The following is a 19,962-nucleotide window of genomic DNA, read 5'->3' as shown; positions in this document are numbered from 1 at the left end:
TCGCGAACCGTTACCGCAGAACCGAACATGCTCAAGCTCAACCTCGCCGTGGCCGTTGTCTTCGCGATGGCCGCGACGGCCCATGCGCAGCCGTCGCTGTCGCCGGGGCCGGCTCCGGCAGCCTCCGGCAGCGCCGCGCCGATCGGCGCACCGCCACCCGACGCGCGCCCTTCCACCTCGTTGACGCTTGCCGATGCGCTCGCGGCCGCGGCCCGGAACAATCCGGCGCTGCGAGGCGCGCGTGCGGACGTCGATGCATCCGCGGGCGCGCTGATGCAGGCCGGTGCGCGCCCCAATCCGGAAGTGTCGTTCCTGCAGGAAAGCTTCCGTCGCGCCGAACGCACGTCGACCGTGCTGCTGAACCAGACGATCGAACTCGGCGGCAAGCGCGGCGCGCGGCTCGACGTCGCGTCGTACGGCAGGGAGGCGGCCAATGCGTCTCTCGACGAACAGGGCGCCGTCGTGCGCGCCGACGTGATCGCCGCGTTCTACGGGCTGCTCGCCGCGCAGCGCCAGCTTCAGGTTACCGAGGAGTCGGCCGCGATCGCCGCGCGCTCCGCGGATCTCGCGAGCCGCCGTGCACAGGCCGGCAAGGTGTCGCCGGTCGAGGCGACCAAGGCGCACGTGGCGGCGGCCGGTGTGCAGATCGAAGTCGTGACGGCGCGCGGCCGTGTCGAGGTCGCACGCGAGAAACTGAACGCGGTGATGGGCGAGGCGCGCGACGGCCGGCTGGCGGTGCTCGGCGACCTCGAAGCCGTGCCGCCGGTCGAGTCGCTGCCCGCGCTCACCGCGCAACTCGACGACGCGCCGCTCGCGCGGATCGCGCGCGCCGAGATGCTGCGCTCGAACGCGGCCGTATCGCTCGAACGCGCGCGGCGCATTCCGGACGTGACGATCAGCGCGGGCGTGAAACGCGTGACCACGGGCAGCGTGCCGGACAACCAGGCCGTGGTCGGCGTGTCGATCCCGATTCCGCTGTTCAACACGAACAAGGGCGCGCTGCTCGAGGCGACGCACAAGGCCGCGCGGGCGAACGCCGATCTCGATCGCGAACGCACGCGCCTGCGGCTGGAACTCACGCAGGCCTACGCGAATTTCGAAGCCGCCGCGCAGGAAGCGCAGCGGCTGAAGGACGACATCCTGCCGGCCGCGCGCGTCGCGCTCGACGCGATGTCGCGCGGCTACGAACTCGGGAAGTTCAGCTTCCTCGACGTGCTCGACGCGCAGCGCACGCTGTTCCAGGGCCAGTCGCAATACGTGCGCGCGCTCGCCGACGCCCATACCGCGCGTGCCGACATCGGCCGGCTCGTCGGTACGCCGCTTGCACCGCTTGTACCGCTTGTGCCGCTTGTGCCTGTCACGCAATAGCGCAACAGACGCCTCCATTACCTGAAGGATCATCATGTCACGCAGCAGAATCCTGATCATCGCGGCGGTCGTGCTCGGCGCCGCCGGGATCGTCCTCGGCGCACTCGGTGTCACACGCAACGGCGGCGGCAACGACACGTCCGCGTCGGCGGCGCCCGAAGCGGGTTCATCCGCCGAAGCCGCCGGCGAGCGCGGCGGTGTCGTGCTCAGGCGCGGCAAGCTGTCCGTCGAAATCGTGATGACGGAGAAGCCCGGCGACGCGCGCCTCGTCGTCTATCCGTTCGTCGACGGCAAGCCGGCCGGCAAGGGTGTCACCGTGTCCGGCACGCTGGTCCGCTACGACCGCACGCACGAGCCGTTGCGTTTCGACGCGGCCGGCCAGAAGTTCGTGTCCGCGCAGTCGATCGCCAAGCCGCACGTGTTCGATGCGACGATCGACGTGAAGGCGGGCAATGACGCCGCCTCGTTCCCGTTCGCACGCGCCGACGGTGCGATCGCGTTGACCGACGCACAGCTGGCGACCTCGAAGATCGCACTCGCGAAGGCCGGCCCCGCGCAGATCGCGACGCCGTTCCAGTTGCCGGGCGAGATCAAGTTCAACGAGGATCGCACCGCGCACGTGGTGCCGCGCGTGGCCGGCATCGTCGAGCAGGTGTCGGTGTCGCTCGGGCAGAACGTCGCGAAGGGGCAGGTGCTGGCCGTGATCGCGAGCACCGATCTAGCCGACCGGCGCAGCGAGCTGCTGACGGCCGAACGCCGGTTGTCGGGCGCACGCGCGACCTACGAGCGCGAACGCACGCTGTGGCAGGAGCGTATTTCGGCCGAGCAGGACTACCAGCAGGCGCAGGTGCAGTTGCGCGAAGCCGAGATCGCCGTGCAGAACGCGCGACAGAAGCTCGCCGCGCTGAATGCGCCCGCCGGCGCGGGCGCGCTGAACCGCTACGAACTGCGTGCGCCGTTCGCGGGCACGATCGTCGAGAAGCATGCGACGCCCGGCGAAGCGATCGCCGCCGATGCCAGCATGTTCGTGATCTCCGACCTGTCGACGGTATGGGCCGAGATGGCCGTGCCGGCGCAGCGGCTCAACGACGTGCGGGTGGGCCGCGACGCGACGGTCGTCGCGACCGCGTTCGAATCGCGTTCGAGCGGCCCGATCGCGTACGTGGGTTCGCTGCTCGGCGAACAGACGCGCACCGCGCCCGCGCGCGTCGTGCTGCCGAACCCGGACGGCGTGTGGCGGCCCGGGATGTTCGTGAACGTGTCAGTCGACGCGGGCAAGCAGGGCGTGCCGCTCGCGGTCGCGAGCGACGCGCTGCAGGACGTCGACGGCGCACCGTCGGTTTTCGTGCGTTCTCCGAAGGGCTTCGTCGCGCAGGCCGTCGAGACGGGGCGGCGCGACGAACGTGCGACCGAAGTGCTGAAGGGGCTGAAGCCGGGCCAGGAATACGCGGCGTCGAACAGCTTCGTGCTGAAGGCCGAACTCGGCAAGGGGAGCGCGGAACATGAATGAGCAGCACGTGTGCGCCGTGGTGCGAATCACGGCCCGGTCCGCAGCCCGGTCTGCAGCCCGATTTGCGGCCAGATTCGCAGCCAGATTCGCGGCCAGATTCGCGGCCAGATTCGCGGCCAGATTTCCGGCCAGATTTCCGGCCCGCCGGGTGGCCGGCCGGGCGGCCCGTCCGTCGAGGGTGACCGTGCCCCGCTTCAAGGAACCCCGCCATGTTTGAACGCCTGATCCGCTTTGCGATTGCGCACCGCTGGCTCGTGATGCTGGCGATCGCGGCCGTGGCCGCACTGGGCGTGTTCAGCTACCAGAAGCTGCCGATCGACGCGGTGCCCGACATCACCAACGTGCAGGTCCAGATCAACACGGCCGCGCCCGGCTATTCGCCGCTCGAGGCCGAGCAGCGCATCACCTATCCGGTCGAGACCGTGATGGCCGGGCTGCCGGGCCTCGAGCAGACGCGCTCGATCTCGCGCTACGGGCTGTCGCAGGTCACCGTGATCTTCAAGGACGGCACCGACATCTACTTCGCGCGGCAGCTCGTCAACGAGCGCATCCAGGAAGCGAAGGACAAGCTGCCGCCCGGCATCGCGCCCGCGATGGGGCCGACGTCGACGGGGCTCGGCGAGATCTACCTGTGGACCGTCGAAGCCGATGCCGCCGCGCGCAAGCCCGACGGCACGCGTTATACGGCGGCCGACCTGCGTGAACTGCAGGACTGGGTCGTGCGGCCGCAGCTCCGGAACGTGCGCGGCGTGACCGAGGTCAACTCGATCGGCGGCTACGTGAAGGAATACCGTGTCGCGCCGAATCCCGCGAAGCTGATGTCGTACGGGCTGACGCTCGCCGACGTCGTGCGCGCGCTGGAACGCAACAACGACAACGTCGGCGCCGGCTACATCGAGAAGCGCGGCGAACAGTATCTCGTGCGCGTGCCGGGCCAGGCGCGCACGGTCGACGACATCGCGAACATCGTGCTGACCAACGTCGGCGGCGTGCCGGTGCGGATGAAGGACGTCGGCGTAGTCGACATCGGCCGCGAACTGCGCACCGGCGCCGCGACGTCGAACGGCGAGGAAGTCGTGCTCGGCACGGTCTTCATGCTGATGGGCGAGAACAGCCGCACGGTCGCGAAGGCCGTCGCCGCGAAGATGGCGGACGTGAACCGCACGCTGCCGTCCGGCGTGAAGGCAATTCCCGTGTACGACCGCACGGTGCTCGTCGAGAAGGCCGTCGCGACGGTGAAGAAGAACCTGCTCGAAGGCGCAATCCTCGTGATCGCCGTGCTGTTCCTGTTCCTCGGCAACATGCGCGCGGCGCTGATTACCGCGCTCGTGATCCCGCTGTCGATGCTGATGACCTTCACCGGAATGGTCAACGCGAAGGTGAGTGCGAACCTGATGAGCCTCGGCGCGCTCGACTTCGGGATCATCGTCGACGGCGCGGTGGTGATCGTCGAGAACTGCGTGCGGCGGTTCGCGCATGCGCAGGCCGCCGCCGGCCGGCCGCTCACGCGCGACGAGCGTTTTGCGGAAGTGTTCGGCGCGTCGCAGGAAGCGCGGCGCGCACTGATCTTCGGGCAACTGATCATCATGGTCGTGTACCTGCCGATCTTTGCGCTGACCGGTGTCGAAGGCAAGATGTTCCATCCGATGGCCATCACCGTCGTGATGGCGCTCGCAGCCGCGATGGTGCTGACCGTCACGTTCATTCCGGCGGCCGTCGCGCTGTTCATCGGCGAGCGCGTCGAGGAGAAGGAAAACCGGCTGATGGGCTGGGCGCGGCGCGCATACGAGCCGGTCCTCGCGGCATTCATGACGCGGCCGGTGCGCGTGATGCTCGGCGCGGGCGCGATCGTGCTCGTCACGCTCGGGCTGGCCACGCGGCTCGGCAGCGAGTTCATCCCGAGCCTGAACGAAGGCGACCTGGCGGTCGCCGCGCTGCGGATTCCCGGCACGAGCCTGTCGCAGTCGGTCGAGATGCAGAAGTCGATCGAGAAGACGCTGAAGGCGCGCTTCCCCGAGATCGAGCGCGTGTTCGCGCGCACCGGCACGGCCGAGATCGCGGCCGACCCGATGCCACCGAACCTGTCGGACGGCTACATCATGCTGAAGCCCGTCGACCGGTGGCCCGACCCGAAGAAGCCGCGCGACCAGCTCGTGCGGGAGATCGAGGAAGCGCTCGCCGAGCTGCCGGGCAACGCGTACGAGTTCTCGCAGCCGATCCAGCTGCGCTTCAACGAACTGATCTCGGGCGTGCGCAGCGACGTCGCCGTGAAGATCTTCGGCGACGACATGGCCGTGCTGAACCAGACCGGCGAGCAGATCGCGGCGGCATTGCAGAAGGTGCCGGGCGCGTCCGAAGTGAAGGTCGAGCAGACCACGGGGCTGCCCGTGCTGACCGTCAATCTCGACCGCGACAAGCTCGCGCGCTACGGCGTGAGCGTGGCCGACCTGCAGGATACGGTGGCCGCGGCCGTCGGCGGGCAGAAGGCCGGCACGCTGTTCCAGGGCGACCGCCGTTTCGACATCGTCGTGCGGCTGCCCGACGAGCTGCGCTCGGACATCGAGGCGATCAAGCGGCTGCCGATCGCATTGCCCGCGCCGGCGGCCGGCGCCAGCGCACCGCTCGCGGCGGCGCCGTACGTGCCGCTCGCGGAGCTCGCGACGATCGACGTCGCACCGGGCCCGAACCAGATCAGCCGCGAGGACGGCAAGCGGCGGGTGGTCGTCAGCGCGAACGTGCGCGGGCGCGACGTCGGCTCGTTCGTCGCCGACGCGCGCGAGCAGCTTCAGCAGGACGTGCGCGTGCCGGCCGGCTACTGGGTGTCGTGGGGCGGGCAGTTCGAGCAGCTGCAGAGCGCGAGCGAGCGCCTGAAGCTCGTCGTGCCGCTCGCGCTGTTCATGGTGTTCGTGCTGCTGTTCGTGATGTTCAACAACGTGAAGGACGGGCTGCTCGTGTTCACCGGCATTCCGTTCGCGTTGAGCGGCGGCGTCGTGTCGCTGTGGCTGCGCGGGATTCCGCTGTCGATCACGGCGGCGGTCGGCTTCATCGCGCTGTCGGGCGTGGCCGTGCTCAACGGGCTCGTGATGATCTCGTTCATCCGCAACCTGCGCGACGAAGGGACGCCGCTCGAGGCCGCCGTGCGCGAAGGCGCGCTCACGCGGCTGCGGCCGGTGCTGATGACCGCGCTCGTCGCGTCGCTCGGTTTCCTGCCGATGGCGTTCGCGACCGGCACCGGCGCCGAGGTGCAGCGCCCGCTCGCGACGGTCGTGATCGGCGGTATCCTGTCGTCCACGGCGCTGACGCTGCTGGTGCTGCCCGTGCTGTACCGCGTCAGCCATGCGGTGTCGTGGCGTGCCGCGCTGGCGGGCGGCTTCGGCGGCGGCTTCGTGTCGGGCGCGCTGCGCCGGCTGGGTTTTTTCAAGGGTAATGCGTGATGCGAATTCTGATTGTCGAAGATGAACCGAAGACGGGCGCATATCTGCGCAAGGGCCTGACGGAAGCAGGTTATGTCGTCGACTGGGTCGAGGACGGCATCACGGGCCAGCACCAGGCCGAGACCGAGGAATACGACCTGCTCGTGCTCGACGTGATGCTGCCCGGGCAGGACGGCTGGACGCTGCTGCAGAACCTGCGGCGCAGCAAGTCGACGCCGGTGCTGTTCCTGACCGCGCGCGACGATGTCGGCGACCGCGTGAAGGGGCTCGAGCTCGGCGCCGACGACTATCTCGCGAAGCCGTTCGATTTCGTCGAGCTGACCGCGCGCATCAAGTCGATCCTGCGGCGCGGCCAGCCGCGCGATTCGAACACGCTCCGCGTGGCGGACCTCGAACTCGACCTGACGCGCCGCAAGGCCACGCGTCAGGGCGACACGATCCTGCTGACCGCGAAGGAATTCGCGCTGTTGTGGCTGCTGATGCGCCGCGAAGGCGAAATCCTGCCGCGCGCGACGATCGCGTCGCAGGTGTGGGACATGAATTTCAACAGCGACACGAACGTCGTCGATTCGGCGATCCGGCGCCTGCGCTCGAAGATCGACGACGCGTACGACCCGAAGCTGATCCACACCGTGCGCGGGATGGGCTACGTGCTCGAAGCGCGCGGCGGCGCGGCCGCATGATCGCGCGACTGCTGCCGCGTACGCTGCGCGGACGCCTGACCGCGCTGATCATCCTGTCGACGTCGGTGATCCTCGCGTCGAGCGGGGTCGCGCTTTACGAGGCGCTCAGCAATCGCGTCGAAACGACGGCCGCCGAGCAGATGGCCGGGATTTCCGCCGCGCTGGGCGCGCACCTGGCCGAAGCGCGCTCGACGGCAGACGTCACGCGCAACGTCGATATCTGGATCGACCAGTTGCACGGCCATCCGAACATGGATCTCGCGATCTACGACGCGACGGGCACACGCCTCGTCGGCACGCCCGGATTCCGGCTGGTTGCACCGCTGCTGTCGCTCGACGCGGGGCGCGTGCCGGTCGGCGTCGCGCCGCCCGGCGCGCGGCAGCAGTATCTCGTGACGACCGTGCCGCTCGCCGGCGCAGGCGCGCCGGTGGTACGCGTCGCGGTGCAGTACGACCGCAGCGCCGACATGCTGCTGCTGCGCACGCACGCTTATACGATCGTCGTGATCGAGGTGTTCGGCGTGATGCTCGCGGCCGCGATCGCGTACGGCATCGCGGCGCTGGGCTTGAGCCCGCTGCGGCGGTTCGCGGCGCGCGCCGAGCAGATGTCGACGAGCCGGCTCGCCCATCCGCTGCCGGAACTCGATACCGCGGGCGAGCTGAAGGAACTCGAGCACGCGTTCAACGGGATGCTCGGGCGGCTGAACGAGTCGTTCACGCGGCTGAGCCAGTTCTCGTCGAATCTCGCGCACGACATGCGCACGCCGCTCACGAACCTGCAGGCGGCCGCACAGGTCGTGCTGTCGCAGCCGCGCAGCGCGGATGAATACCGGAACGTGATCGAGTCGAGCATCGACGAATACCAGCGGCTGTCGCGGATGATCGAGGACATGCTGTTTCTCGCGCGTTCGGAACAGGCCGGCACGTCGATCGACGTGCGGCGATTGAATGCGGCGGAGGAGGCCGGGCGCGTGGCCGGCTACTACGAGGCGCTCGCGGAGGATGCGGGCGTGCAGGTGAAGGTCGACGGTCACGCGTGGGTCGATGCGGACCTGACGCTGTACCAGCGCGCGCTGAGCAACCTGCTGTCCAATGCGCTGCGGTACGCGCCGCGCGGCAGCGTCGTGACGATCGACTGCGTGGAGCAGGGCGGTGCGACGACGATTGCCGTGTCGGACACGGGGCCCGGCATTGCCGCCGAGCATGTCGGGCGGATTTTCGAGCGCTTCTATCGCGTCGATCCGTCGCGGCACAATTCGGCGTCGGGTACCGGGCTCGGCCTCGCGATCGTCCGGTCGATCATGGACAATCACGGCGGCGAATGCGGCGTCGACAGCGACCCCGGCCGCCACACGACGTTCTGGCTGCGCTTTCCGCGCCAGCCGGCCGAGCCGAAGCGGCTGGCGGCCGCCGGCGCCTGACACCGCGGGCGGGCACGCCCGCGCGTTCGCCATGTGGCGGCCGCGCGTGGCGCGCTGCCCGCGATCGTGCGGCCGGGCGTCATTGCCGCGCGGTCAGTTCGTCGTGGTTGTCGGTCTGCGGCTTCTTCTCGCCGCCATGCACCGAAATCCCGTGAAGCTCCTTGTTGCGCGCGATGAGCTCGCCGCTCGGCGGGTACTGCGTCTTGCTCGTCGGCACGACGCCATCGTGCTGCGCCTGCTTCAGTTCATTGACGACCTGCGTGCGGGTCTTGCCCTGCGTTTGTGTCTGCGCGGACGCGGGCTGCGTGACCATGCCGAGCGACAGCGTGGCGGTGACGAACAGTGCTGCGAGTTGTGCGGTTTTCATCGAGTGCTCTCCTTGATCAGGGCCGCCGGGTGGCGAACCATGGACCCAGTATGCGAAAGCGGCCGTGCGTGATCGTGATCGCGAGATGAAAAATGCGTCAGATTGCGTGATGCCGGGATGTGCCGTTCGACCGCGGCCGACATGATGCAATCGTCATGTTCGCGTCATGGGCGCGATGAGCGGGAAGCGGAACATGAAGTCTGCCGATGGTCGACCTGGCCGACGGCAGTCGCGCCGTCCGCGACAGCAGCATGGAATGCGGGCGGCCCTTTCCGACTTTCACCCCGGACCGAAAATTGCATCGTCCCGCCGTTCGCCTCGCCTTGATCGCAGTCCTGATCGTCCCGTTGTTCGCGGGTTGCACATCGACGCGCTCCGGACCAACACCCAACGTATCGGCCACATCGACCACGCCGGCCGCCGCGCGCAAGCCGCTGGCGGCCGACCTCATGCCCGGCGAGCAGATCGACTATGCGGGGCATCGCTGCGGCAATCCGAACCTGTACGTCAAGACGCACGTGTGCCTGTTCCCGCAGCGCAGCGGCACGCGTTGACCGCGATCGCACCGCACGCGATTGCGCGCTCTCAGGTTGCCGGGTAGGCGGCGGGAGTCGTCCGGGATAGCGCGCGGTCGGTCGCGGGTTCGTTGCCGAACACACAGGATGTCGATTCGCGACGAGCAAAAAAGAAGCCCGGCACTCGACGAGTCCGGGCCTAACGCGTGACGTGCCGTGCGGCAGCGACCCGCTTGCGTGGTCTGGAACGGGCGCTGCCCGTCACGTTTCCGATCGTAGCGAAGCGACGCTTCGCTAACCTGATCGGAACATGAAATTTTCGTCACGCGGCGCGTGTATTGCCGCCGCGATCAGAACCGGTGGCGCAACCCGAGATTGACGATGCCCTGCGTGCGCGTTCCGCCATAACCATAGGAACCGATCGACGCCTGCGCCGTTTGCGTGCCGCCGTCGAGCGTGCGCTGTTCGCCGTTCGCGCGCTGCCATGCACCGACCGCGTAGAGATCGGTGCGCTTCGACAGCACGTAATCGGCGCCGGCGGACACCTGATGATAGGTCGCGCCCGTATCGCCGCGGGCGCGCGTGTAGCTGTAGCCGACGCCGACGAGCAGGCTGGGTGTCGCCTGGTAGTTGAAGAAGCCGCGCGCGGTGTCGTACTTCTGCGTGCTCCGGAATGCGGACATCGCATCGGCCTTGTACTGCGCGTTGCTGTAGTCGATGCCGACCGCGAACGGCGCGAAGCTGTAGCGCACCGCGCCGCGCGCGATGCCGATCGATTTCGCGGAGAGATAGCCGCCGTTGACCAGCGACCCGTCGAACGTGCCGTCGGAGGTGCCGTTCCAGCCGGTGCGGATGCCGTTGGCGAGCGCTGAACGATTGGCGGCGTAGTAGTAGCCGCCGGCCAGGTCGACCGGGCCGTTGCTGTACGACAGGCCGGCCGACCAGGTTTGCCCGGCGCCGCTCTTGCCGGCCACGCCGCCGAGCGCGTACATGCCGACGAACTGGAATCCGTTGATCACCGGCGACGTGTATTTCACCGCGTTGTCGGTGCGCGACGACGTATCGTAGTTGTCGACGTCGCCGGGTGTCGCATAGACGCTGCCGAAGTAGAAATCGCCGGTAATCGGCCACGCGACATCCGCGAGCGCGTCGTACTGGCGGCCGAGCGTCAGCGTGCCCCAGCGCGCGCTTTCGAGGCCGACGAAAGCCTGCCGGCCGAACATCCGGTTGCCTTGTCCGAGCGCGCCGGTGTTCGGGTTGAAGCCGTTTTCCAGGGTGAAGACCGCTTTCAGCCCGCCGCCGAGATCTTCCGCGCCCTTCACGCCGAAGCGGTTGCCGAGCAGGTTGCCGTTGCCGAGGCCGACGAGATTCGTGCCGTTCGCGTCGGCATTCCACACGTAGGTCAACGACGTATCGAACAGGCCGTACAGCGTGACTTCCGACGCGTGTGCCGCTTGGGCGGCCGTGAGCATCGCCCCCGACATCATCGCGAGCCGAACTGGAGTTTTCATGGTGTGTCCCTGAGGTTCAAGAGGATCGATCCGTGCATCGGTCGATTCCGACGCCGCGCGTCGGTGCGGCAGGCGCGGAATGTCGCAATCGCGCTGCCGATTCTGGAAAGCGTTCGGATCGTGAAGGTGAGGGACAAATGAGAAAAATGTCATCGCCGCGTCATCGGCCTGGAAACTTGCGACCCGTTTTCATCGGGAGTGCGATATAGAAGCGGTCGGGGCAGTGACGAAACCGTCATGCTGCGATCACGATTCCGCACCGCCGCCGGATCAAAGTGAAGGCTCCTGTCACATCTTTCCAGCAAGGAGCGAGCCACATGAACATTCCGCGACCGATGATCGTCGTCGCCGCCGCCGTCCTGTCGATTGCGGCCCTCTCGCAGGCAGCGGCCGCGCAGCAGAAGACCCGTCAGGAAGTCCGTCAGGAACTGGTGCGTGCGCGCCACGACGGCGTGATCCCGAGCCCGAACCACGACTACCCGGCGAGCCCGGCCACCGTCGCGCGCAACCAGGAAATCCATCGCGCGACGGTACATCGCGGCGAGGCGGCGCCGCGGGTCGATGCGCACGACAACCGTCTTGCGGTTCGTTGATCGTTCATGCGCGGCCGGCCGGCACGGTGCCCGCCGGCCGCACCCCACACGAAGAGGAGAGTGCCATGCGCCATTTCGCGAAAGGAATCGTGCTCGCGGCGTGCCTGGTGTCGACGGCTGCGATGGCGGCCGGCTGGCCGGAACGCGCGCTGTCGCACGCGCCGGCGCACGAGGTCGGCCGCCGCGCGAACGAGCGGATGCGCTGCGAGCTCGCGACCGTGCCGGCCGGCGAGTGGAGCGCGACGTTCACGCGCGGACAATGCGAAGTCGGAAACGGACGGCTGACGTTCGTGCCGGCCGATGCAGGCGGCGGGCAGGATGTCGCGGAGAAGCGGATCCTGCTCGGCGATATCCGCACCGCGTCGCATCAGTCACGCAAGCTGAAGGAGCAACTGCAACTGACGACCCGCGACGAGGTGATCGCACTGAACGTGTTGACCGACGACGGCAGCCGCAAGTCGCGCGAACACGCGATCGACCTGTGGGCCGCGCTGCGCGACGAAGGCGTGACGCCGGTCAACGGCACGCGCATCGTCGATACGTATCCGACGGGCGCGACGACGTGGTAACCGGCGCGCGGCCGCGCCCGGTTTATCCGGCCTTCACCGATCCTTCGATCAGGAAGAACACGATGAAGCCGATGAAGAACGCGGCCGTCGCAAACGGCGTTTCGGGCACCTCGTGCGCTTCGACCAGCAGTTCCTCGGTGACGAGGTACAGCAGCGCGACGGTGCCGAGCCCGAGCAGCGCCGCGTAGATATTGGCGGGAAGCCCTGTGAACGCCGCGTTGCCGGCAACGGCCGCGATGCTCAGCAGTGCCGCGAGCCCGACCGGCACGACGATCGACAGCATGCGGCCGATGCCGGCGGCCGCGAGCGCAGCGCTGACCGACAGCGCGAGGAACAGCACCTCGAGCGTCAGCGCGATGGTCAGGATGATGCCGCTTTCGGTGCTCGCGGAGAAGGCGATGCCGAGCACGAGGCCGTCGATGACGAGGTCGATCGCGGTGACGATGACGAGGCTCACGGGCAGCCGCGCGTCCTCGAAGCGCGTCTCGATCGCGCCGGACAGCGCACGGATCGCGAGCATCAGCGCGATGCCGAGCACGAAGCCGACGACGACCGGAAACAGCGCATGCGCGCGATCTTGCGGCAGCAGTTCGAGCGCCGCGGCCGCGAACACGATGCCGCCGGTGAAATGCTGGATGACGCTCGACGTGGTCGGGCTGGGGGCGCGCCACGCGGCGGCGAGTGCGCCGAAACAGGCCACCAGCACGGGCGGTAACGTCAGTAGCGCAAGCTTCGCGGTCGGTGTCATGAGGCCTCTCGAACGGTTGGCGTACGGCAGCGGGCTCGGCGTCCGGCTGCCCGGCCGCAGGGTACGGTTCATGCACGCCGGGCGTTGCCCCGGCATCAACCGGGGATTGAACACCCTGAAGCCGCTTCAAGGTCAACACATTCGATGCAGGGCGCACCGGCAAGCCGGCGCGCCCGTGCCGGTCACACCTGCGCGAGCGCCTGATCGAGATCGGCGAGCAGGTCGTCGATATGTTCGATGCCGATCGACAGCCGCACCGTTTCTTCCTTCACACCGGCCTTCGCGAGTTCGGCCGGCGACAGTTGCCGGTGCGTCGTCGATGCCGGGTGCGTCGCGAGCGATTTCGTGTCGCCGATGTTGACGAGCCGCGTGAACAGCTTCAGCGCATCCTGGAACTTCGCCCCGCCGTCGCGGCCGCCCTTCACGCCGAACGTCAGGATGCCCGGCGCACGGCCCGACAGGTAGCGCGCGACGAGCGGATGGTCGGGGTGGTCGGGCAGGCCCGCATAGTTCACCCATTCGACCTGCTCGTGACGCGCGAGATGCTGCGCGATCTTCAGCGCGTTGTCGCTGATCCGCTCGACACGCAGCGCCAGCGTTTCGATGCCCTGCAGGATCTGGAAGGCATTGAACGGCGAGATGGCCGCGCCCATGTTGCGCAGCGGCACCACGCGCGCGCGGCCGATATAGGCGGCCGGCCCGAACGCTTCCGTGTAGACGACGCCGTGATAGCTGACGTCGGGCTCGTTCAGCCGCTTGAAGCGATCCGCATGCTCGGCCCACGGGAATTTGCCCGAATCGACGATCGCGCCGCCCAGGCTCGTGCCGTGCCCGCCGAGATACTTCGTCAGCGAATGCACGACGATGTCCGCGCCGTGCTCGAACGGGCGCAGCAGATACGGCGACGGCACCGTGTTGTCGACGATCAGCGGGATGCCGTGGCGACGCGCGACTTCCGCGAGCGCGGCGATGTCGGTGACGTTGCCGAGCGGGTTGCCGACCGATTCCGCGAAGATCGCCTTCGTGCGCGCGTCGATCAGCGGCTCGAACGACGCGGGGTCGCGCGGATCGGCGAAGCGCGTCGTGATCCCGTATTGCGGCAGCGTATGCGCGAACAGGTTGTAGGTGCCGCCGTACAGCGAACTCGCGGACACGATGTTGTCGCCGGCCTCGGCGATCGTCTGGATCGCGTACGTGACGGCCGATTGTCCCGATGCGAGCGCGAGCGCGCCGATGCCGCCCTCGAGCGCGGCGATACGCTGCTCGAGTACGTCCGTGGTCGGGTTCATGATCCGCGTGTAGATGTTGCCCTGCACCTTCAGGTCGAACAGGTCGGCGCCGTGCTGCGTGTCGTCGAATGCGTACGCAACGGTCTGGTAGATCGGTACGGCGACCGCGCGCGTGGTCGGGTCGGGACGATAACCGCCGTGCACGGCGATGGTTTCGAGGCGCCAGTTCGAAGAGGCCTGGTCGGTCATGGGTGCTCCGTCTGTTGTTGTGGTGGTCGAGCGATTATAGGAGCACGTGCGCGGCGGCCCTTAGAACGAATGGTTTGTTGCTTATGGCGGTGCGGCGCATAGAATGCCCTTTCCGCAAACAAGGGGGGCGCGATGAATCAGGAACACTGGAACCAGGTGGATGCGTATTTCTCCGCGACGCTCGTGCCGTCCGACGACGCGCTCGACGCCGCGCTGGCGGCGAGCGACGCGGCCGGGCTGCCCGCGATCAACGTCGCGCCGAACCAGGGCAAGCTGCTGCAACTGCTCGCGACGATCCGCGGCGCGCGGCGGATCCTCGAGGTCGGCACGCTCGGCGGCTACAGCACGATCTGGCTCGCGCGCGCATTGCCGCCGGGCGGCACGCTCGTGACGCTCGAACTGAACCCCGAACATGCGAAGGTCGCGACGCGGAACATCGCGCGTGCCGGGTTCGCGGAGGTCGTGACGGTGGTGGTCGGCAGCGCGAAGGACAGCCTCGCGCGGCTCGTCGACGCGGGCGAAGCGCCGTTCGATTTCATCTTCATCGATGCCGACAAGGACAACAACCCGGTCTATCTCGACGCGGCGCTGAAGCTGTCGCGGCCCGGCACGGTGATCGTCGTCGACAACGTCGTGCGCGGCGGCCGCGTGGCCGATCCCGACAATCGCGAGCCCGACGTGGCCGGCGTGCGCGACGGGTTCGCGCGTCTCGCAGCCGCGCCGCATGTCACCACGACGGCCGTGCAGACGGTCGGGCAGAAGGGCTGGGACGGGTTCTCGATCTCGATCGTCGGCGTATGACGTGAAGGCGGCACGCGCGTGCGGTCGGCCCGTGCGCTAGTTCTGGTCGGGATTCCTGTCGTTGCACTGGTCGGGATCGTCGCGCAGCACGATGCGGCGGATGCGGCCGTTATCGTAGAACGGCACGTCGGGGCAGAACTTCATGCCGGCGCGGGTCGGCGTGCGCTTCCACGCGACCCTTTCGGTGCGGACGAGCGTCGGCGCGTGGCCGGGCGCGCCCGGCTTCCAGATGCCGATGTACACGCGCGCCATCCACGGTGACGCGTCCGCCTCGCAGTCCTTCAGCGTGCCCAGCGTCGAGCGCAGCCCCGTGCCGGTCTGCTCGATGCGCTGCGGAAACTCGATGTAGCCGTCGCTGTAGCGTGGCGTGACGTAGCAATAGCGGCGCGTGTTCCCGTCGAGCACCGGCAGCAGGTAGCTGCTGGCGGAGTCGGCCTCCTTCACGTCGTTGCCCTGCCAGCGGTAGGTCGTCACGCCGTGCTCGCAGCAGCTCGCGCGCCAGCTCGTCCAGATGATCCGGTGCACGGCATCGAACTCCGGCGACGTGATGCCCTGCAGCCCCTGCGGCGCGTCGACGAAGCGCCGCGTCTTCGGGTCGAAGATCCACGTCTGGTATGGCATGTTCGGGCTCGCGCCCATCGATTGCGCGAGCATCAGGTCGGGCCAGCCGTCGAAATTCACGTCGGCGAAATCGGGCGTGAACAGGCCGCAGGTGCCGCGTGAATCGGTCTGCAGCGTCTGCACGAGGCGGCCGCGATCGTACAGGCGGATCGCGGCGACGTGCGGCGGGTCGTTGCACGAACCGTCGTCGTCCGGCAGCTTGTCCGCGACGAGGCGGATCTCGTAAGGGAACGGCCTGCCGTCCTGTTTCGTTGCGAGCGAGACGGGCAGCGTGCGTTTGCCGTCCGGCGACGCCCACGTGCCGGCCACCGCATTGTCGAGCGATGCCACGCGCCACGTGCCCGTTACGCGATCGGCGCCGGCTTTCGCGCCGCTGTCGCGTTCCGACAGCGTGGCGCCGTGCGCGTCGAGCGTCCCCTTCAGCGCGAGCCGGTAGCGTTTGTCGGACGTGCAGGGCGCGTAGCAGTACGAGCCCGATACCGTGCCGGCCACGCGCGACAGCGAGACTTCGACATGCCGGTTGCCGATCGTGCCGACCCAGTCGCGCGACCAGAACGGGATCTCGACCGTATCGTCGGCGCTTGCCGCGCGTGCTGCCTTCATTGGCGAAAAGGCGAACGCGGTGACGGCGAGCAGCGCGAACGCAATTGCGCCACGCCAGCCGCGCGTGCGCCGCGTCGCGGTCGCGTTGCGCGACGCGTCGATGAACGGGAGGTGCATGGATCGGCCCCTCGGTTTGTTATGGGTGTGACTGCCGGCGTGTTTCGGTGCGATGCGCGCGTCAGCGGTTTCCCGGCGCATCGGCACGTCGATACAGGCGTGGCCATTGATCGTCGAACAGGCCGTTGCACGTGCCGTGCGTGGCGATGTCGCTGAGCACGAAGCGCCGGCCGTCGAAGATCCACGACGCGGTCGAGCCGCAATCGCCGGCACTGCGCAGCCTGACCTTGCTCGACAGCGTCGCGCGGGTACGGTCGTAGGCGGCCTCCGTCAGTTCGTTGGCGAACGACGCCGAGTCGAGCCCCGCGTTCGCGTTCTCGCCGAAATTCATCGCCGTCGGCGTGAACGGTGCCGTCCTTCGCACGCGATACCACAGGTCGGTGTGGTTATACATGCTGCTGGTCTGGCACGGTATCGCGACGAGCGCCTCGTCGGCGGAAATCGCCACGGCGCGCGACGCCTTCCGGCGATCGCCGGCCGACATTTCGTCTTCGACGTCGGCCGCACATTGCTTGATGTCGTCGCCGAACTTCGCGAGCACCGCGTCGACGAGCGGGCGCTGCCCGCCGGCCGGCAGGTCCGCGACGGCCGGCGCCGGCACGACGGCGGGCGGCAGTGCCGGCGCGGCCGGCACCGACGACGCGGGCCGGTTGCCGGTGCGCAGCAGCGCCGTCGTCGTGCCGACCCGGCCTTGCGTGTCGTCGATCAGCAGCAGCGCGGCGTTCAATCCCGTCAACGGCGTTCGAGCGGTTTGCGCCGACGCCGGATCGCCGAAGCTCAGCAGTTGCGCATTGCGCGACGCGGCGAGCCATGCGGCCACCGTTGCCGGATCGTTGGTGCGGATCCGGAACGGATGTGCTTCGTCGTCGTCCGGTTTGCCGCCGAACGCATGCCACTGGGCCGCCATCGCGTCGAACGGGCGGCCGTCCGCGCGCGCGGTGCGCAGGTCGAGCGGCGCCGACGCATAGAGGGCGAGCGACGCTTGCGCGTCCGGGCCGGCATCGCGCGTCACGCGCAGGATGAGGCTGATGCGCGAATCGTCGGTGTCGTCGGCATGGCTTTCGGCAATGCAACGATTGACGTTGTCGCAGACGACCGACCAGTTCTTGAAGTCGCGCTCGACCGGCGGCCGCGCGAGCGGACGGGCCTGGGCAACGATCGGGGAAACGGCGAGGAGGGCGGCGATGGCGAGCGAAAGGCGGTGCGACATGACGGTTCGTATCGACTGTGAATGGGCGGGCGCAAGACGTCGGACTGCAAGCGCATCGTCAGCAAGCGGGGCGGTCGAAGGCGGCGGCGCATGCAGCGGCGCGCTTTGCCGAACGGTGTCGAGTATACCGCCGCAAAGCGCGCCGATCGCGGCCGCGACGCTTTGTGTGCGGGCACGTGCGTTGCTGGGCGGTGTGGTCGCACGTGTACGGAACGGATGCGCAAACGGCGCGATGCCCGCAGGCACCGCGCCGTTCGCATTTCATCGGGCGTCGACCACGTCGCGCAGGAACGCGTCGAGCATCGCCACGTCGCCCCACGGCCGCTTGTATTCGCGATCGAGTTCGGCATCAGCGAGCATCGTCTCGACCAGCGCGTGGATCGCCGGCCGGCGCGGCCCGTATTCGCTTTCGTTCGCGCTCATCTTCAGCGCGAGCAGCGCGTCGAGCTCCGCGCGCACCGACGGCTCGTGCACGGTGCCGTCGACGAGCGCCGCGAAACGCATCGGCGGCATCCCGAGCCCCGCGTCGATCCAGCGCACCGCGAGCAGCGGCCGCAGCACGTACAGGTATTTCTTGTAGCGCACCGTGTCGCCCTGCAGATAGCCGCGAAAGTTCTTCTTCGCCATCGCGAGGTAGTGATGACGCCCGCGCACCGGCGAGAAGAACGCCGACGCCAGCGACCTGAGCCGCGGCGCCCAGCGCGCGTCTTCGCGATACACGACGGGCGAGTCGAGCCATTCGAGCAGCGTCGGGTTCGAGCGGCGCAGCAGTTGCAGCGCCTTGCGCAGTTCCCAGCCGCTGACGTCGAGCTCGTCGTCGAGCGGCCGCTCGATCACGTCGCGTTGCGCTTCGACGCTCAGGTACCAGTCGCGCCGGTGCGCATACACGAAGCGCACGTCGTAGTCGCTGTCCGGCGAGGCGAACCCCCACCCGCGGCTGCCCGATTCGCACGCGAACAGCACGGTCACGTCGTGGCGGCGCTCGACTTCCGCGAGCTCCGCCATCACGCGCGCCCGCACGGCCGGGTCGACCGGGTGCGCACTGCGCACGGCAGTCAGTTGTTCCGTTTTCATGATTGTCGTTTCTCTCTCGTTGCGCGCGGCCGCCGGCCATCGACCGCGCACCGCGCTATCCTTTCACGCACACCACCTGGCGCAGCGTGTGCACCACTTCGACGAGGCTGCGCTGGGCCGCCATCACCGCGTCGATGTCCTTGTAGGCCATCGGGATTTCGTCGACGACGCCCGAATCCTTCCGGCATTCGACGCCCTGGGTCGCCTTCACCTGGTCGTCGACCGTGAAGCGGCGCTTCGCTTCGGTGCGGCTCATCGTCCGGCCCGCGCCGTGGCTGCACGAGCAGAAGCTTTCCGGGTTGCCGAGCCCGCGCACGATGAAGCTCTTCGCACCCATCGAGCCCGGAATGATCCCGAGCTGCCCCTTCTGCGCGGACACCGCACCCTTGCGCGTCACGAGCACGTCTTCGCCGAAATGGCGTTCGCGCTGCACGTAGTTGTGGTGGCAGTTCACCGCGTGTTCGTCGACCGAGAACGGCTTCGCGATCACGCCGCGCGCCGCGCCGATCACCGCATCCATCATCGCCTGCCGGTTGCGCCGCGCGTAGTCCTGCGCCCAGCCGACCGCCTCGACGTAGTCGTCGAAGTGGCGGCTGCCCTCGGTGAAATACGCGAGGTTGCGATCCGGCAGGTTCGCGATGTGCTGCCGCATGTCGGCCTGCGCGAGTTCGATGAACAGGCTGCCGATCGCATTGCCGACGCCGCGCGAGCCGCTGTGCAGCATGAACCACACGTGGTCCGCTTCGTCGACGCACACTTCGATGAAGTGGTTGCCGGTGCCGAGCGTACCGAGATGCGCGTAGTGGTTCGTCTTTTCCAGCTTCGGATACTTGTCGACGATCCGCTGGAAGCCCGGTTGCAGCGACTTCCACGATTCGGTCACGGCGGCCGGCGTGCGGTCGCCCCATGCGCCCGGATCGCGGCGGCCCGGCGCGCGGCCGTGCGGCACCGCGCGTTCGATCGCACCGCGCAGGCCCGCGAGCGAATCCGGCAGGTCGGACGCCGTCAGCGTCGTGCGCGCGGCCATCATCCCGCAGCCGATGTCGACACCGACCGCGGCCGGAATGATCGCGCCCTTCGTCGGGATCACGCTGCCGATCGTCGAGCCCTTGCCGAGGTGGACGTCCGGCATCACCGCGACGTGGCTGAAGATGAACGGCATCTGCGCGGTGTTGCGCAGCTGCGCGCGCGCTTCGTCCTCGACGGCGACGCCTTGCGTCCACATCTTCACCGGCTTGCCGTTCGCCAATTCCATCACCTGGTAATCCATTGCACTCATTTGCTTCACCTGATTCCTTCATTCATGCGGCGCGGCACACTTGCGCCGCGCCGTTGCGCC

General features: G+C 68.4%; 17 protein-coding genes. 9 read left to right on the top strand and 8 right to left on the bottom strand.

What is annotated here, in order from left to right:
• Positions 1-27 precede the first annotated feature (27 nt).
• From FOZ70_RS12995 to FOZ70_RS12975, 5 genes are all read left to right on the top strand, one after another.
• Complete coding sequence (locus FOZ70_RS12995) at positions 28-1,368, top strand: TolC family protein (protein ID WP_219706023.1); 1,341 nt, start codon at positions 28-30, stop codon at positions 1,366-1,368.
• A 34-nt stretch (positions 1,369-1,402) separates the two neighbouring features.
• On the top strand, positions 1,403-2,878 hold the full coding sequence (locus tag FOZ70_RS12990; RefSeq protein ID WP_060050773.1) for an efflux RND transporter periplasmic adaptor subunit: 1,476 nt from the start codon (positions 1,403-1,405) through the stop codon (positions 2,876-2,878).
• 209 nt (positions 2,879-3,087) lie between these two features.
• Complete coding sequence (locus FOZ70_RS12985; protein WP_219706021.1) at positions 3,088-6,312, top strand: CusA/CzcA family heavy metal efflux RND transporter; 3,225 nt, start codon at positions 3,088-3,090, stop codon at positions 6,310-6,312.
• Positions 6,312-6,995 carry a heavy metal response regulator transcription factor IrlR gene (irlR, locus tag FOZ70_RS12980; protein WP_021157388.1) on the top strand — a complete coding sequence of 228 codons (684 nt, stop codon included), beginning with the start codon at positions 6,312-6,314 and terminating at the stop codon, positions 6,993-6,995. Before FOZ70_RS12985 ends, irlR begins: the two co-directional genes overlap by 1 nt.
• Positions 6,992-8,416 carry a heavy metal sensor histidine kinase gene (locus FOZ70_RS12975; RefSeq protein ID WP_219706019.1) on the top strand — a complete coding sequence of 475 codons (1,425 nt, stop codon included), beginning with the start codon at positions 6,992-6,994 and terminating at the stop codon, positions 8,414-8,416. Before irlR ends, FOZ70_RS12975 begins: the two co-directional genes overlap by 4 nt.
• 79 nt (positions 8,417-8,495) lie before the next feature.
• Here FOZ70_RS12975 and FOZ70_RS12970 read toward each other — a convergent pair whose 3' ends face one another.
• Complete coding sequence (locus FOZ70_RS12970) at positions 8,496-8,783, bottom strand: DUF4148 domain-containing protein (RefSeq protein WP_219706015.1); 288 nt, start codon at positions 8,781-8,783, stop codon at positions 8,496-8,498.
• Between the two features lie 251 nt (positions 8,784-9,034).
• Between FOZ70_RS12970 and FOZ70_RS12965 the strand changes: the two genes are divergently transcribed.
• Positions 9,035-9,337: a hypothetical protein gene (locus tag FOZ70_RS12965; RefSeq protein WP_346656402.1), complete on the top strand. Its 303-nt coding sequence runs from the start codon at positions 9,035-9,037 to the stop codon at positions 9,335-9,337.
• Positions 9,338-9,648: 311 nt separating this feature from the next.
• Here FOZ70_RS12965 and FOZ70_RS12960 read toward each other — a convergent pair whose 3' ends face one another.
• Positions 9,649-10,809: a porin gene (locus FOZ70_RS12960; protein WP_219706013.1), complete on the bottom strand. Its 1,161-nt coding sequence runs from the start codon at positions 10,807-10,809 to the stop codon at positions 9,649-9,651.
• A gap of 317 nt (positions 10,810-11,126) precedes the next feature.
• On the opposite strand from FOZ70_RS12960, the gene FOZ70_RS12955 reads away from it, so the two are divergent.
• Both FOZ70_RS12955 and FOZ70_RS12950 read left to right on the top strand, forming a co-directional pair.
• Positions 11,127-11,402, top strand: coding sequence for a DUF4148 domain-containing protein (locus FOZ70_RS12955; protein WP_021157383.1), 276 nt, complete (start codon positions 11,127-11,129; stop codon positions 11,400-11,402).
• 65 nt (positions 11,403-11,467) lie between these two features.
• Positions 11,468-11,971, top strand: a complete 504-nt coding sequence (locus FOZ70_RS12950; RefSeq protein WP_060058990.1) for a hypothetical protein — start codon at positions 11,468-11,470, stop codon at positions 11,969-11,971.
• 22 nt (positions 11,972-11,993) lie between these two features.
• On the opposite strand, the gene FOZ70_RS12945 is transcribed toward FOZ70_RS12950, so the two are convergent.
• Complete coding sequence (locus FOZ70_RS12945) at positions 11,994-12,719, bottom strand: hypothetical protein (protein ID WP_219706011.1); 726 nt, start codon at positions 12,717-12,719, stop codon at positions 11,994-11,996.
• A 182-nt stretch (positions 12,720-12,901) separates the two neighbouring features.
• Positions 12,902-14,197, bottom strand: a complete 1,296-nt coding sequence (locus FOZ70_RS12940; protein ID WP_060376321.1) for an aminotransferase class I/II-fold pyridoxal phosphate-dependent enzyme — start codon at positions 14,195-14,197, stop codon at positions 12,902-12,904.
• A gap of 132 nt (positions 14,198-14,329) precedes the next feature.
• On the opposite strand from FOZ70_RS12940, the gene FOZ70_RS12935 reads away from it, so the two are divergent.
• A complete protein-coding gene (locus FOZ70_RS12935; RefSeq protein WP_219706009.1) occupies positions 14,330-14,998 on the top strand; it encodes an O-methyltransferase in 669 nt (222 codons plus the stop codon).
• 36 nt (positions 14,999-15,034) lie between these two features.
• On the opposite strand, the gene FOZ70_RS12930 is transcribed toward FOZ70_RS12935, so the two are convergent.
• The 4 genes from FOZ70_RS12930 to FOZ70_RS12915 all read right to left on the bottom strand — a co-directional run bounded on the left by FOZ70_RS12930 (position 15,035) and on the right by FOZ70_RS12915 (position 19,902).
• Positions 15,035-16,339, bottom strand: a complete 1,305-nt coding sequence (locus tag FOZ70_RS12930) for a nitrite reductase (RefSeq protein ID WP_219706007.1) — start codon at positions 16,337-16,339, stop codon at positions 15,035-15,037.
• Between the two features lie 61 nt (positions 16,340-16,400).
• The gene (locus FOZ70_RS12925) at positions 16,401-17,549 is read right to left on the bottom strand and encodes a DUF1176 domain-containing protein (RefSeq protein ID WP_219706005.1); all 1,149 of its coding nucleotides are present in this window, start codon (positions 17,547-17,549) and stop codon (positions 16,401-16,403) included.
• A 261-nt stretch (positions 17,550-17,810) separates the two neighbouring features.
• Positions 17,811-18,623 (bottom strand): nucleotidyltransferase domain-containing protein, encoded by an 813-nt coding sequence (locus FOZ70_RS12920; RefSeq protein ID WP_219706003.1) that lies wholly within the window; start codon positions 18,621-18,623, stop codon positions 17,811-17,813.
• Positions 18,624-18,678: 55 nt separating this feature from the next.
• Positions 18,679-19,902 (bottom strand): RtcB family protein, encoded by a 1,224-nt coding sequence (locus FOZ70_RS12915; RefSeq protein ID WP_059554548.1) that lies wholly within the window; start codon positions 19,900-19,902, stop codon positions 18,679-18,681.
• Positions 19,903-19,962 lie beyond the last annotated feature (60 nt).

Source organism: Burkholderia sp. COPS (assembly GCF_019425585.1).
In the GTDB taxonomy this organism is placed as follows: domain Bacteria; phylum Pseudomonadota; class Gammaproteobacteria; order Burkholderiales; family Burkholderiaceae; genus Burkholderia; species Burkholderia cepacia.
This window is presented reverse-complemented; position numbering and strand designations above follow the sequence as displayed.

What these genes read in the sequence shown, in the direction of transcription:
- FOZ70_RS12995 (WP_219706023.1), top strand. Translation starts at nt 28, where the DNA reads ATGCTCAAGCTCAACCTCGCCGTGGCCGTTGTCTTCGCGATGGCCGCG.
- FOZ70_RS12990 (WP_060050773.1), top strand. Translation starts at nt 1,403, where the DNA reads ATGTCACGCAGCAGAATCCTGATCATCGCGGCGGTCGTGCTCGGCGCC.
- FOZ70_RS12985 (WP_219706021.1), top strand. Translation starts at nt 3,088, where the DNA reads ATGTTTGAACGCCTGATCCGCTTTGCGATTGCGCACCGCTGGCTCGTG.
- irlR (WP_021157388.1), top strand. Translation starts at nt 6,312, where the DNA reads ATGCGAATTCTGATTGTCGAAGATGAACCGAAGACGGGCGCATATCTG.
- FOZ70_RS12975 (WP_219706019.1), top strand. Translation starts at nt 6,992, where the DNA reads ATGATCGCGCGACTGCTGCCGCGTACGCTGCGCGGACGCCTGACCGCG.
- FOZ70_RS12970 (WP_219706015.1), bottom strand. Translation starts at nt 8,783, where the DNA reads ATGAAAACCGCACAACTCGCAGCACTGTTCGTCACCGCCACGCTGTCG.
- FOZ70_RS12965 (WP_346656402.1), top strand. Translation starts at nt 9,035, where the DNA reads ATGGAATGCGGGCGGCCCTTTCCGACTTTCACCCCGGACCGAAAATTG.
- FOZ70_RS12960 (WP_219706013.1), bottom strand. Translation starts at nt 10,809, where the DNA reads ATGAAAACTCCAGTTCGGCTCGCGATGATGTCGGGGGCGATGCTCACG.
- FOZ70_RS12955 (WP_021157383.1), top strand. Translation starts at nt 11,127, where the DNA reads ATGAACATTCCGCGACCGATGATCGTCGTCGCCGCCGCCGTCCTGTCG.
- FOZ70_RS12950 (WP_060058990.1), top strand. Translation starts at nt 11,468, where the DNA reads ATGCGCCATTTCGCGAAAGGAATCGTGCTCGCGGCGTGCCTGGTGTCG.
- FOZ70_RS12945 (WP_219706011.1), bottom strand. Translation starts at nt 12,719, where the DNA reads ATGACACCGACCGCGAAGCTTGCGCTACTGACGTTACCGCCCGTGCTG.
- FOZ70_RS12940 (WP_060376321.1), bottom strand. Translation starts at nt 14,197, where the DNA reads ATGACCGACCAGGCCTCTTCGAACTGGCGCCTCGAAACCATCGCCGTG.
- FOZ70_RS12935 (WP_219706009.1), top strand. Translation starts at nt 14,330, where the DNA reads ATGAATCAGGAACACTGGAACCAGGTGGATGCGTATTTCTCCGCGACG.
- FOZ70_RS12930 (WP_219706007.1), bottom strand. Translation starts at nt 16,339, where the DNA reads ATGCACCTCCCGTTCATCGACGCGTCGCGCAACGCGACCGCGACGCGG.
- FOZ70_RS12925 (WP_219706005.1), bottom strand. Translation starts at nt 17,549, where the DNA reads ATGTCGCACCGCCTTTCGCTCGCCATCGCCGCCCTCCTCGCCGTTTCC.
- FOZ70_RS12920 (WP_219706003.1), bottom strand. Translation starts at nt 18,623, where the DNA reads ATGAAAACGGAACAACTGACTGCCGTGCGCAGTGCGCACCCGGTCGAC.
- FOZ70_RS12915 (WP_059554548.1), bottom strand. Translation starts at nt 19,902, where the DNA reads ATGAGTGCAATGGATTACCAGGTGATGGAATTGGCGAACGGCAAGCCG.